Annotated in this window: 11 protein-coding genes; 6 read left to right on the forward strand and 5 right to left on the reverse strand. The window is 64.4% G+C overall.

Annotated features, from left to right (window positions below; genetic code table 11):
• Positions 1-70 precede the first annotated feature (70 nt).
• The gene (cckA, locus tag DPM35_RS22220) at positions 71-2,650 is read right to left on the reverse strand and encodes a cell cycle histidine kinase CckA (protein WP_112129373.1); all 2,580 of its coding nucleotides are present in this window, start codon (positions 2,648-2,650) and stop codon (positions 71-73) included.
• 208 nt (positions 2,651-2,858) lie between these two features.
• Between cckA and DPM35_RS22225 the strand changes: the two genes are divergently transcribed.
• The gene (locus DPM35_RS22225) at positions 2,859-3,572 is read left to right on the forward strand and encodes a flagellar biosynthetic protein FliO (RefSeq protein WP_181592100.1); all 714 of its coding nucleotides are present in this window, start codon (positions 2,859-2,861) and stop codon (positions 3,570-3,572) included.
• 324 nt (positions 3,573-3,896) lie between these two features.
• Here DPM35_RS22225 and dksA read toward each other — a convergent pair whose 3' ends face one another.
• Positions 3,897-4,313 (reverse strand): RNA polymerase-binding protein DksA, encoded by a 417-nt coding sequence (gene dksA, locus DPM35_RS22230; protein ID WP_040972254.1) that lies wholly within the window; start codon positions 4,311-4,313, stop codon positions 3,897-3,899.
• A gap of 248 nt (positions 4,314-4,561) precedes the next feature.
• On the opposite strand from dksA, the gene DPM35_RS22235 reads away from it, so the two are divergent.
• The 4 genes from DPM35_RS22235 (at position 4,562) to DPM35_RS22250 (ending at position 8,333) form a co-directional block, all read left to right on the forward strand.
• The gene (locus DPM35_RS22235) at positions 4,562-5,065 is read left to right on the forward strand and encodes a SixA phosphatase family protein (RefSeq protein ID WP_112129374.1); all 504 of its coding nucleotides are present in this window, start codon (positions 4,562-4,564) and stop codon (positions 5,063-5,065) included.
• 62 nt (positions 5,066-5,127) lie between these two features.
• Positions 5,128-6,600: a YcjX family GTP-binding protein gene (locus tag DPM35_RS22240; RefSeq protein WP_112129375.1), complete on the forward strand. Its 1,473-nt coding sequence runs from the start codon at positions 5,128-5,130 to the stop codon at positions 6,598-6,600.
• On the forward strand, positions 6,597-7,679 hold the full coding sequence (locus DPM35_RS22245) for a YcjF family protein (protein WP_112129376.1): 1,083 nt from the start codon (positions 6,597-6,599) through the stop codon (positions 7,677-7,679). The genes DPM35_RS22240 and DPM35_RS22245 overlap by 4 nt, the downstream gene beginning before the upstream one ends.
• Before the next feature lie 99 nt (positions 7,680-7,778).
• Positions 7,779-8,333 (forward strand): hypothetical protein, encoded by a 555-nt coding sequence (locus DPM35_RS22250; RefSeq protein WP_095818606.1) that lies wholly within the window; start codon positions 7,779-7,781, stop codon positions 8,331-8,333.
• Between the two features lie 74 nt (positions 8,334-8,407).
• On the opposite strand, the gene DPM35_RS22255 is transcribed toward DPM35_RS22250, so the two are convergent.
• The 3 genes from DPM35_RS22255 to DPM35_RS22265 form a co-directional block, all read right to left on the reverse strand.
• Positions 8,408-8,674 (reverse strand): hypothetical protein, encoded by a 267-nt coding sequence (locus DPM35_RS22255; protein WP_112129451.1) that lies wholly within the window; start codon positions 8,672-8,674, stop codon positions 8,408-8,410.
• Between the two features lie 368 nt (positions 8,675-9,042).
• Entirely contained in the window at positions 9,043-10,251 is a 1,209-nt protein-coding gene (locus tag DPM35_RS22260) for an MFS transporter (protein WP_112129377.1), read from the reverse strand.
• Between the two features lie 60 nt (positions 10,252-10,311).
• Positions 10,312-11,301 (reverse strand): AraC family transcriptional regulator, encoded by a 990-nt coding sequence (locus DPM35_RS22265; protein WP_181592101.1) that lies wholly within the window; start codon positions 11,299-11,301, stop codon positions 10,312-10,314.
• 244 nt (positions 11,302-11,545) lie between these two features.
• Between DPM35_RS22265 and DPM35_RS22270 the strand changes: the two genes are divergently transcribed.
• On the forward strand, positions 11,546-13,381 hold the full coding sequence (locus DPM35_RS22270) for a monovalent cation:proton antiporter-2 (CPA2) family protein (RefSeq protein WP_112129379.1): 1,836 nt from the start codon (positions 11,546-11,548) through the stop codon (positions 13,379-13,381).
• Positions 13,382-13,391 lie beyond the last annotated feature (10 nt).

Consider the following 13,391-nt stretch of genomic DNA (forward strand, 5'->3'; position numbering starts at 1 on the left):
GCTACCACCCCTGACAGATGTCCGGCTACCATCATGACAGGGTCGCCGCGATGCGCAAGCGCTGGCTTACCTAAGATTCCAGCACGTCCTTGACGATCGTCGCCAGTTGCTTGAGCGAGAACGGTTTCGGCAGGAAGCCGAAATGCGCGTCGGCCGGCAGGTTTTTCGCAAACGCGTCCTCGGCGTAGCCCGAAACGAACACGAACTTGATGTCCGGCTGACGCTTGCGCAGTTCGCCGAGCAATGTCGGCCCGTCCATCTCCGGCATCACGACGTCGGACACGACGATATCGACCTTGCCGCCGAGCGCCTCGAATACTTCCAGTGCCTCGACGCCGGACGACGCCTCGTGCACGGTGTAGCCGCGCGAGGTCAGCGCCCGCACACCGCCCATGCGCACGGCGTCTTCGTCCTCGACCAGAAGCACGGTGGCCGAGCCGGAAAGGTCTTTCGCCGTATCGGCCGGCTTGGCCGGGGCCGCGGTCGCCGGCGCTTCGCCAGGCTCGGCCTGCTTCTTCGCATCGGCGATGTGGCGCGGCAGGAAGATGCGGAACACCGTGCCCTTGCCGACTTCGGAATCGCAGAAGATGAAGCCGCCGGTCTGCTTGATGATGCCGTAGACCATCGACAGGCCGAGGCCCGTGCCCTTGCCCACTTCCTTGGTCGTGAAGAACGGCTCGAAGATCTTCTTCAGCACGTCGGGCGCGATGCCGCTGCCGGTGTCCTCGACATCGACCAGCACATAGTCGGCCGGCGTCAGCTCGCGATAGGCGAAGGATTTGCACTCGTCGGCCGTGACGTTGCGGGTGCGCACCGTGAGGTCGCCGCCACTCGGCATGGCGTCGCGCGCATTGACGGCGAGATTGACCACCACCTGCTCGAACTGGCCGATATCGACCTTGACCGGCCACAGGTCGCGGCCATGGTCGATCTTCAGCTTGATGTCGTTGCCGACCAGCCGGGCGAGCAGCATCCTGAGATCGGCCAGGACATCGGTCAGGTTCAGCACTTCCGGCCGCAACGTCTGCTTGCGCGAGAAGGCCAGCAATTGCCGCACGAGCGAGGCCGCCCGGTTGGCGTTCTGCTTGATGTTCATGATGTCGGGGAAGGACGGGTCCGACGGCCGGTGATTGGTCAACAGAAGGTCGGACGCCATGATGATGGCGGTAAGCACGTTGTTGAAGTCGTGCGCGATACCGCCGGCGAGTTGGCCGACCGCCTGCATCTTCTGGCTCTGCGCCATCTGGCCCTCGAGCGCCTTCTGCTCGGTGGTCTCGACTGCATAGACGATGGCCGATTCCTCGGCGCCCTCGCCGCCCGCGCTGTCGGCGACGGCGTTGACATAGAAACGGATATGGCGCTCCTCATTGCCGGGCAGCACGGAGTCGATCGGCTCGATATTGGCCTGCCGTTGCCGGGCCTTCTCGAAGGCGGCGGCGAAGGCCGGCCGGTCGCGCTCGTGGACGATCGTCTCGAAGCGCACCCGCCGGTCGACGGCATCGCGGTCGACCACCGATGAAAAGAGCTGCAGGAACGGCGCGTTGGTGCGCAGGATGCGCCCGTTCGCGTCGACGCCGGCAATAGCCATCGGCGTCGAGTTGAAGAAGCGGGTGAAGCGGACTTCGGAGGCCCGCAGTTCCGCGGAAGCGTCCTCGCCCTGGGTGCGGTTGAGCACGATCGTGCGGGTCGGGCCGTTCACGCCTTCGCGGCTTGCCGAAACCCGGTGCATGAAGCGCACCGGCAGCGCCTGGCCGCTCATGGTGGTAAGGTCGAGGTCGATGACGGCGTTGCGCGTGGTGCCGGGATCGGCCTTGACCGAGCGCACCAGCGCCATGCCGTCGCCGGCGATGATCTCCGGCAGCGTGATAGCGCCCGGCGTGAAGGAGGCAAGGTCGATGCCCAGCCACTCGGCGAGCGTGGCGTTGATATAGGTGACGCGACCTTCCTGGTCGGCCGAGAAGAACCCGGCCGGCGCATGGTCGAGATGGTCGATGGCCTTCTGCAGGTCGAGGAAGAAACGCTCCTGCTCCGCCCGTTCCTGGGAAATATCGGCAAGCTGCCAGGCCAGCATCGGCAGCCTTTGCCCGGGCATGCTGAAGGCGCGGGCACGCGCCCGATACCAGCGCGCGCCGGGCTCGGCGCCGGGCTTGATCGACTGCGCCAGCCGGAACTCGCCGTCGCCCGCCTGGCCGTCGCGCAGACCTGACGCCAGCCTGTAAATCGTCATCGAAGCCTCGGGAACATCCGACAACAGCCCTTCGACGGTCTTGAGATCGGCCGCCGAGGCGGCACCCGTCATGTCAGCATAGGCGCGGTTGGCGTAGACGACGCGGCCCTTGGTGTCGGTCACCAGCAGGCCCTGCGACATCGAGTCGACGAAGGCTTTCGACAATTCGTCGCCGGTCGAGCGTGGCGCGATCTGCACGAAGCCGATCGCGGTCGCGAACAGGAAGCCGACGCCAATCATGGCGAGCACGCCGAGCATACCGAGCAGGAAGGGATCGCCGAGGCGCTCGCGGAAAAGTCCGAAGACGATCGCCGCACCGGTCAGCACGACGATGAAGACGATGAGCCTGGTGACGGCGCCCGGACGCGTGTTCTGGTCGACGATCGGTACCGGATAGAAATCGCCGCGCGCTTCCTTGGCCATGTTCCCCCTGCTCGTGATTCCGGTGTCCGACGGGCGCGGACGGCCGGTTGAATCACATTCTCCTGTAGCGGAAAAGGTCCCGGCGGCAAATGTCCGATAAAATCAACGATTCATGTTTCAAACTGTTCACGATGGGTGATGTGAACTTGCGGCAGGCCGCCACCGCGGTCTAGTGTCGCCTCACCTCAAGAGGCGATTGGGTGCACCGATGCTGCAGTGGCTGGATAGCGTGGCGGGTCCGGGTTATGTCGCTGCAATCCTGTGGACGTTTGCGGCGCTCATTTTGCTTGTCGTCGTCCTGCTCGTCATCAAGGTTGTGCGCAACCTGACCTTCGGCACCTTCGTGGCCGGCGGCAGGAACCGCAAGACACGCCTTGCGGTCATGGACGCCACCGCCGTCGACAGCCATCGCAGGCTGGTTCTGGTGCGCCGCGATGACATCGAGCACCTGATCCTGATCGGCGGGCCGACCGATGTCGTGGTCGAACGCGATATCAGGCTGGCCGCGCCGCGCCGCCCGGCGCTGACCGGCGACAGCGGGCAGCAGCAGGCAACCGCGGCCTCACGTCCGCGCGCGCCGCAACCGGCGCCTGCGCCCGCACCTGCCAGGCAGGCGCCGCCTGCCGCCCAGCCAGTTGCCGCCACACGCCCGCGCCCCCCGGCGCCTGCTCCGGCGCCCAAGCCGGCGGCGCCGAGCCAGCCGACAGCGAAGGTCACGCCTCTGCCGGGCTACGGAACGGCCAACGGCAGCGCCAGATACACGCCGCTGCCCTCAAACGATTCCATCGACGACACGTTGATGCACGAGCTCGAGACCTCTCTCGACGAGACGCAACCGGCACCCAGCAAGCCCGCGGCCAAGCCTTCGCTCGATGACGAGATGACCAGGCTGCTTGGCGAGTTGGGCAGCCACAAGCGCTGACCTAATGCATGTCTCCCGAAAGTGGGGACCGGTTTCGGGACAAAGACATGCGTAAAATCAAAGACCTAAAGCGCATGGAGTGAATCCGGAGGATCGCGACGTGGTTTAGAGCAATTCGAGGAAAGGTGTGAGCGGTTAGGCTCGGCGCCTTCGCCGTAGCCTTCCGTCCGGAATTGCGTCAAAACAAGGAGTTTCGCCGTTTCCATGAAACGATGAACCGCTCTAACGGCAACTTGCCGGTACGAGCGAACCTCTCCGCAGGAGCTGAAAACAAAAATGGCCGGAAACCCGGCCATTTTTGATTCTTTTGCCTTCCAGCCCGCGTCAGTCGTCGCGATAGACCTTCTCGCGGCGCTCATGGCGCTCTTGCGCCTCGATCGACAGCGTCGCGATCGGACGCGCGTCAAGCCGCTTCAGCGCGATCGGCTCCCCGGTTTCCTCGCAATAGCCGTAGGTGCCTTCATCGATGCGCTGGAGCGCGGAGTCGATTTTCGAGATGAGCTTGCGCTGGCGATCGCGGGCGCGCAATTCGATGGCGCGGTCGGTTTCGGAGGAGGCGCGATCGGCCAGGTCGGGGTGGTTGGCGTTTTCCTGCTGCAGGATTTCGAGAGTCTCGCGCGCTTCGCGGAGGATGTCGTTCTTCCAGGTAATGAGCTTCTGGCGGAAGTACGATTTTTGCCGTTCGTTCATGAACGGCTCGTCTTCGGAGGGTACGTAATCGGCGGTAACGATGTCGTTCATTCGACTCACCCAACAACCCCAAATTTGGCGCCTATATATTCGGGGACAAGAGCCTGCACAAGCGCTATCGGCGACAGTTTCACGCAATTGTTAGTCTCGCATCGGCAGCTCCGGCAACGACGTTGTTTCAACGGCATAAAACGAATTCGCACATGATTCGTTGCAGTTGCTCGCGCCGGCCATTGTGCATGACGTGGTTCTGGTGACTAATCGCGCTTTGCCAGGAACGCAGCGCCATGGGGGTCGGGTTGAGCAGACTTTATCTGTTGCGGCATGCCAAAGCCGGCTGGGCGCTGCCCGGCGTGCGCGATTTCGACCGCCCGCTCGACGAATCGGGCATGGCGGACGCCGAGGCGATCGGGGAGGCTATGCGGGCCCGCAACTACGTGCCGGACGTCACGCTTTGCTCCAATGCCAAAAGGGCACGGCAGACGCTGGAAGGCCTGGCGGGGCGCACCGACACCGGCCGGGTGCTGTTCTTCGACACGCTCTACAGCGAGGATGCGGCCGGCTATCTCGACATCATCCGCAAGAATGCCGGCGCCGACCAGCTTCTGGTCATCGGCCACAATCCCATGACCGAGGATCTGGCCATGGCGGTGTCGGGCGACGGTGACGAGGCAGCGCGCGGGATGATGAAGCACGGTTTTCCAACTTCCGGCCTCGCGGTGGTGCGCTTTCCCGGCAATCTTGCCGAAGCGGCGCAGGGCAACGGCTACCTCGAAGCCTTTCTCACGCCGGCCGACCTCTGAGGCCATTTCAAACGCCCGGCCCAACGCCTATATCGGGCGCGGACGCGCAACCAGAGGCTGATTTGGCATCATCGCTGACCACTTTCACCGACGAGGCGAGGATTGCGCTCGACACGTTGTCGGGCCGTGCCGCCGGGCTCTTCTCCCCGTCATTGCGTCTTGGCGTCACCGGCCTTTCCCGCGCCGGCAAGACGGTGTTCATCTCCGCCCTGGTCCACAACCTCATCCATGGCGGACGCCTGCCGCTCTTCGAAGCGCAGAAATCCGGCCGCATCGCCCGCGCCTTCCTAGAAGAGCAGCCGGACGATGCCGTTCCGCGTTTCCAGTATGAGGACCATGTCGCGGCTTTGGTGAACGATCGCATCTGGCCGGACTCGACCCGCGCCATCTCCGAGCTCCGGCTCACCATCGAATACGAGTCGGCTTCCGGCTGGAACCGGTTGTTTTCAGCCGGAAAACTGTCCATCGACATCGTCGACTATCCCGGCGAATGGCTGCTCGATCTGCCCCTGCTCGGCAAATCCTTCGCCGATTTTTCGCGCGAGGCGGTCGAGCTGGCCGCCCTGCCCGTCCGTTCCGACCTGTCGCAGGCCTGGCGCGAGCTGGATTCCACCGTCAATCCCGATGCCGATGCCGACGAGATGACGGTGCGGCGCCTGGCCGAGAGCTTCGCCGCCTATCTCAAGGCCTGCAAGCTCGACGAACGCGCCTTGTCGACGCTGCCGCCCGGCCGTTTCCTGATGCCGGGCGACCTCGAAGGCTCGCCGGCGCTGACCTTCGCGCCGCTGATGACGCTCGCGCAAGGCCGGCCGCGTCCCGGATCGCTGCAGGCGATGATGGAGCGCCGCTACGAGGCCTATAAGACGCATGTCGTCAAGCCGTTCTTTCGCGAGCACATCACCCGCCTGGACCGACAGATCGTCCTGATCGACGCCATGCAGGCGCTCAATGCCGGCCCGGCCGCCATGGCGGATCTGGAACGTGCCGTCACCGAGATCCTGTCCTGCTTCCGGCCCGGACGCGGCAATTTCCTCACCGACTTCTTCTCGCGCCGCATCGACCGCATCCTGGTCGCCGCGACCAAGGCGGACCATCTGCACCACGAAAGCCACGACCGGCTGCAGGCGATCGTGCGCCGGCTGACCGATCGCGCCGTCGCGCGCGCGAATTTCAGCGGTGCCGCGGTCGACGTCGTCGCCATGGCCGCGGTCCGCTCGACCCGCGAAGGCACGGTGAAGCAAGGCCGCGAGATGCTGCCGGTCATCATCGGCACCCCGCTGAAGGGTGAGACGATCAACGGCGAAACGTTCGACGGAAAGGCCGAAACCGCCGTATTCCCGGGCGATTTGCCGGAAAAGGTTGATGCGGTGTTCGACAGTTCCGGATCATCGCCCGACGGCGCCGAACCGGCGATCCGCTTCGTGCGTTTCCGTCCGCCGAAGCTCGAGCGCACCGCTGAAGGCGTCACGCTGTCCTTGCCGCATATCCGGCTCGACCGCGCGCTGCAGTTCCTGATCGGAGATCATCTGGCATGACCGCGCCCCGCAAACCGGCGGCCTTCCGCATCGAGCCTGAAGCCGAGGCGGCGCCGCAACCATCGCGAAGCCGCGTCGCCGAGGAGCAGCGGGCGCGCCGGCCGCGTGCCGCGAGGGCCGATGTGGCGGTGGTGATCCCCTCCGAGGTCGACGTCTTCGACGAACCGGATATCGAGGCCGCGGCCCCGCCGCCGGCTGTGGCGCCGCGAAAGCGCTCGCTGCTTGCGCGGCTGTTCTTCGGCGCGGTCGGGGCGCTCGTCTCGCTGGCTGTCGGCCTGTGGGCCGACCAGCTGATCCGCGACTTGTTCGCGCGCGCCGAATGGCTGGGCTGGCTGGCGGCCGGCATGGCGGCCATCGCGTTGCTGTCGCTGCTCGTCATCCTCATCCGCGAATTCCTTGCCTTTGCCCGCCTTGCCGAAGTCGAAAAGATGCAGAAGCGGGCCTTGGATGTCGTGGCGCGCGACGATCCCAAGGCGGCGCGCGCCTTGGTCGACGAGCTTTCGGCCTTCGTTGCCGCAAAGCCCGAGACCGCGGCCGGTCGCCGTTCGCTTGCGGAATTGCGCGGTGAGATCATCGACGGCGCCAATCTGGTGCGACTGGCCGAAACAGAGATCCTGTCGCCCCTCGATGCCCGCGCCAAAGTCATGATCCTGGAGGCCGCGAAGCGCGTCTCCCTCATAACGGCCGTCAGCCCTCGCGCGCTGGTCGACATCGCTTATGTCGTGTTCGAGGCCGGCCGCTTGATCCGGCGGCTGTCCGAGCTTTATGGCGGCCGTCCAGGCACACTCGGCTTCTTTCGGTTGGCGCGTGGCGTGCTCGCGCATCTGGCGGTGACCGGCTCCATCGCGGTCGGCGACAGTTTCGTCCAGCAGATCGTCGGCCATGGGCTTGCCGCGAAACTCTCGGCAAAGCTCGGCGAAGGCGTCGTCAACGGCATGATGACGGCGCGTATCGGCATCGCGGCGATGGAAACCGCTCGCCCCATGCCGTTCATCGCCGTGAAGCGCCCGGGCCTCGGGGATTTCCTTTCGGCGCTGACGTCCTTCACGGCCAAAAAAGACGGTCAGGCGGAGCAATAGGGTAAACGCGAAAACCGCCGCCAGTGACGAAGCATTAACCAATCTTCGCCATGGTCGACCAGGTCCCAAGAATAGACTCTGTCGTGCCGGGTGTCGTCCATGAGAAGCGTAATCCTGTCCTGCGTGCTGCCTGCGACCGTTGCTATCGCCGCGCCGCTCGGATTGGTCGAAAAAGCCTTTGGCGCAGAGCCGGACAAGCAGTTCTTCCGGTCCGTCGAAGGTCGATGGGTAGGCCCTGGCGAGATCATTGCCGGCAAGTACAAGGGCACCAAATTCACCTGCGATTTCAACGGTTCGACGCCCGACGGCAAGGTCGGCATGACGTTGGACGGCAACTGCCGGGTTGGCGTCTTCACGCAGAAGATGTCCGCGACCGTCGAGCGCAAGGGCCGCGACGGCTACCGGGGCGCCTTCATGGGCGGCTCGACCGGCAACGGCATGGACATTGTCGGCGGCAACGTCGTCGACGCCCAAAAGGTCGTCTTCACCATCAACCGCAACCAGTTGAACGGCGTCATGCAGGCCCGCGTGCCCGACGACAATTCGATGACCGTGACGGTGGCCGTGCGTGTCGACAAACAGCTGGTGCCGGTGATCGGCATGAGCCTGAAGCGGGTCGACTCGGTCGAAGTCGGCGCCATCGCCAAGAACTGACGCATAGTCCCCAAGCGCAAACAAAAAGGCGGCGGCCGCCTGGCCACCGCCTTTGCACTACTCGACGGCTACGCTTAACCCTTGAAGGCGGCAGTCAATTCGTCATAGGCCTTGCAGGCCTCGTCGAGCGTCGTCGCGCCCTGGTACTTGGCGGTCACGGCCTGAGCCTTTGCGGTCAGGTCGGCTGCCTTGCTTGGATCCTTGGTGATCGCCGCCTGAAGTGCGGCAGCCATGTCCTGCGCCTTCTTGGCGGCTATTTCCTGCGTGCATTCCGGCCCCTTGGAGCAAGCCGAGACAGCCAACGCCGCAACACCGACGGCGACGAGCAAAAACTTCTTCATGTCAATCATCTCCTCAAAAAAGGCGGCCGCCCATCGCAGCCGCCTCCAATGGCCGAAGCCCAAGGGCCAGAGCCAAGCGTGCCTTAACCGTTGATTGTGGCGGCATGCAACGACCGAACTGCATAAACTTGTGCAACCAGGCTGCAATATCGCGGCGCTCCCGATTCAGACCGCGTAAAAACAACAACCTAAAGCGCGTCACATCAGGCCATTAAGACGCGACGCGCTTCAGAGCAATTGCAGGAAAAGTGTGAAGCGTTTAGGTTCGGCGACTTCGCCGTAACCTTCCGTCCGGAATTGCATGAAAACAAAGAGATAGAGCGTCTCACCATTTTCGTGAAACGGTGAGACGCTCTAGGTCAGCCAGTTCACCCGCGAGGCTGCAGCAGCGCCAGCACGACTGTGGACGCGGCAAGGACGACGGTAAGGGTCAAAGGTCCCGTGGCGCCATAGGTGTCCACGACATAGCCGCCGACAACCGCGCCGGTTGTGATGGCAACCTGGAAAGAGACGACCATCAGGCTGCCCGCCGCTTCCAGCGCATCGGGCGCCGCGCGCGACAGATTGGTCGGCAGCACCACCGGCCCCATGCCGAAGGCCAGGCCCCACAGCGTGACAAATCCGAATGCCAGGCCAATGTGCACACCCCAAAGCACCAATGCCAGCGCAGCAATCGCCATCAACGCGGCGGTGACCACGAGAGCTAAGCGGATATTGGCGTCGGCCATGCGGCCGCCGGCAACATTGCCGATCACGGCGGCGATGCCAAATCCGAGCAACGCCAGGGCAATTGGCCCTGTTGCAAGCTGCGTCACCTGTTCGAGGAAGGGACGCACATAGACCGAGCCGGCAAAATGCCCTGTCATCAGCAAAAGAATGGCCAGCATGCCGAGTTGAATGCCACGCCGCCGTGTCAGCCGAAATACATCCGCAAGGCTATTGCTGGCTGAGGCAGGCAGGGTCGGCAGGCTAAGCAACTGGAGCAGCATGGCAATCACGGCCAGCCCCGCCGTCAAGGCCATGGCGCTGCGCCATCCCAGCCAGTCGCTGATCAACGCGCCCGCCGATGGTGCGGCAATGGTGGCAAGCGAGACGCCGAGGGTGACGATGCCCATGCCCCGACCTGTCGCATGGGCGCCAACCAGCCTGGCCACGACGGCAACCGAGAGTGCCCAGAAGGCGCTGAGAGCGATTCCGAGCCCGGCCCGGCCCAGCAGCAGCAGCCAGAAATTGGGCGCCAGCGCTGCAAGGAGGTTGGAACCGACCGCCAAGGCGCTGAGGCCAACCAGCACCGTCTTGCGGTTCAATCGGCCGATGAGAACATTGCTCAACATGGCCGTCACGGCGCCGACCGAAGCGGTGGCGGTGACGACCTGTCCGGCCGTTCCTTCGCTGATGCCGAGATCGCGCGCCATTGGCGTCAGCAGGCCTGCCGGCAGGAATTCGGCCGACACCAGGGCAAAGCTGGTGGCCGCCAATGAAATGACCGAGAACCAGGTGGCCGCGTTCCACGTGGTTGGCGCGGCGGCATCGAGATCCAACGCCGCGTCTTCAAGCTGTAATGTTGTGTCTGTCACTGAAAGATCTCCAAGGAATGGAGGTCTTCAATAGACGAGTCTTTTCGGATGATATGTATCTTAAAATCCGAAATTCATGTCCGTTCGTCCGGGAATTGTGCGACGCACAACGCCTGGCGAGACATTGGTGATGCGTTTGAACGCGCGCGCGAAGGATGCTTCGCTATCATAGCCCAAACGGGTAGCGACCTCGGCGACCGACAAGCCGTTTTGCCCCAGCAACTCGCGGGCAAGCTGCATGCGCAGACGGGCAAGATAGTGGGCAGCGCCCTCTCCCAGTACAGCGCTGAAGCGCTCGGCGAAAATCGAGCGCGATTGGCCCGCCAGGCTGGCAAGGCGTTCCACGGTCCAGTTATGGCCGGGGTCTCGGTGCATGGCCGCCAGGGCGCGGCCGATATGGGGGTCGCGGATAGCGGCCAGCCAACCGGTGGTCGAGGCTCCCGTGCAATTGACCCAGCAGCGGATGAGCCGGGCTGTCAGCAAGTCCGCCATGCGCGACAGAATCGTGGCGCTGCCCATCTGCGGTTGCGCGGCCTCGGCCGTCATAGCAGCCAGCAAAGGACGGACGACCGGATCATTGCCGGCCACGTCGCAGCCTTTGATGATCGGCGGCATCAACGTGATCAATGGATTGAGCGCACAGACGCCCAAGGCCATGGAGCCGCAGAAAAGGGTGCTTGTCGCGCCCGTCCCTTCCCGCACCACCTCGCAGACATTGCTCCCCACCTTGGTCACCTGGCAACCCTCCAGCGAGTCGCCGACAACGTCCGGCGCACTGGCCAGCCGATGGGCGATGCCTTGCGGCAGCAGCGCCAGATCGCCATCGCGCAACTCCTGCCAGCCTTCCGCTTCGGTATAAATCCAGCACGGACCCTGGCCGACAAAGTGAAAGCGAAGCAGCTTCTGTTGCGGAAAGGCGATGCTCCACGGATGTCGGAGCTCGCAGCGGCCATAGTTGACGCCACTCAAGTGAAAGTCTTGCAGGACTTCGCTGAGCGCATCCATCGGGATTTGGGACGCCGAAGACGGGCGGGACGAATAGTCAGGCATTTGGCCATTGTAGATGCCGAACGTCCGGCAGGCAAGCCGAGGCCGCTTCAATGGCACCCTACCCTTCCAGTCAGTCCTCCCGCCCTTGCCTCCCGCTCCCGGTGCATGCAAGGAGTGCTTCCAATGCATGTCGCCCAGAGGTGTGCAGCGGTCTGGGATAACGTCATGCATCAAGCAAAGAGCTGACGCGTGTCACCTGAATCGTTTCCAGGCGACGCGCTTTAGAGCAACAGGATGACAGCCAATGACAGCTGAAGCATCGAGCAGCGATCTGGTGCAGGTGGTGGCGTTGCTCGCCGCCGGCGTCATCGCCGTGCCGATCTTCAAGCGGATGGGGCTGGGCTCGATCCTCGGCTACCTTGCCGCCGGCGTGGTCATCGGCCCGTTCGGCCTGCGCGTCTTTTCCGAATCGGGATCGATCCTTCACGTCGCCGAGCTCGGCGTCGTCATGTTCCTGTTCATCATCGGGCTGGAAATGCAGCCATCGCGGCTCTGGGGTCTGCGTCGCGAGATTTTCGGCCTGGGCGCCCTGCAAGTCGGTGTCTGCGGCATGCTTTTGACCATGGTCGGACTGGCCGGAGGCTTTCCCATCGCGCAGTCCTTCGTTGCCGGTGCCGGCTTCGTGCTGACCTCGACGGCGATCGTCATGCAGCTGCTGGAAGAGCGCGGCGAGATCGCCACGCCGAAAGGCCAGCGCATCGTCTCCATCCTCTTGCTCGAAGACCTGATGATCGTGCCGCTGCTCGCGCTGGTCGCGTTCCTCGCGCCGGGCGGCGCCGAAACCAGTATTTCGGAGCGGCTGACCGAAGTCGGCATCGGCATCGCCGCGATCGTCGGACTGGTGGTGGCCGGCCGTTACCTGCTCAATCCGCTCTTCCGCGTCCTGGCGGACGCGCGTGCCCGCGAGGTCATGACCGCCGCGGCCCTCCTGGTGGTGCTGGGGTCGGCTCTCGCCATGCAGCTCTCCGGCCTGTCGATGGCGATGGGCGCTTTCCTCGCCGGCGTGCTCCTGTCGGAATCGACTTTCCGACACCAGCTCGAAGCCGATATCGAGCCGTTCCGCGGCATCCTGCTCGGCCTGTTCTTCCTTGCCGTCGGCATGTCGCTCGACCTTGGCGTCGTCGCCCATAACTGGCGGCTCGTCGCCATCTATGTCGTCGCCTACATGGTCATGAAGGCGCTCGGCATCTACATCGTCGCGCGCATCCTGAAGAGCGGCCACCGCGAGGCGCTCGAACGCGCCGTCTTCATGGCGCAGGGCGGCGAATTCGCCTTCGTGCTTTATTCGTCCGCGGCCGCGGTCGGCATCATCGACGGCCAGGCCAACGCAACGCTCACCGCCATCGTCATCATCTCCATGGTGCTGACGCCGCTCGCGATCGTGGCTCTGCGCTACCTGACCCCGCGCGACGAGCAATCGCTCGACGGTGTCGACATCGCCGACGGCCTCACCGGCAGCGTGCTGATCATCGGTTTCGGCCGCTTCGGCCAGATCGCCAGCCAGCCGCTTCTGCTGCGCGGGCTGGACGTTTCGATCATCGACAACGAGGTGGAAATGATTCAGGCCGCGGCCGATTTCGGCTTCAAGGTCTACTATGGCGACGGCACGAGGCTCGACATCCTGCATGCGGCCGGCGCCGGGCGGGCCCGCGCGGTGCTGATCTGCGTCGACAAGCCGGACGCCGCCGTGCGCATCGCGCAGTTGATCAAGGCCGAATTCCCGCTGGTCACCATCCTGGCGCGCGCCTTCGATCGCGGCACGGCGCTGCAACTGGTGCGCGCCGGCGTCGACTATCAGCTGCGCGAGACCTTCGAATCGGCGCTGGTCTTCGGCGGCTCGGCCCTGGAGGCGCTTGGCGTCGATCCCGAGGAAGTCGCCGAGGTCATCGAGGACGTGCGGCGGCGCGACGAAGCGCGCTTCGAGACGCAACTGGCCGAAGGCGTGCGCGCCGGCCAGCGTTTCCTCAAGGGCAATATCGGCACGCCGATCCCGACGCCGCTCACCCAGCCGCGCCGCGCCGGCCGGGCGCTGAACCAGGAGACCGCCGTCGTGCTGAACCAGGCAGAGACGAAGAACTGAGAGGCAACGC

The organism is Mesorhizobium atlanticum (genome assembly GCF_003289965.1).
Taxonomy (GTDB): domain Bacteria; phylum Pseudomonadota; class Alphaproteobacteria; order Rhizobiales; family Rhizobiaceae; genus Mesorhizobium; species Mesorhizobium atlanticum.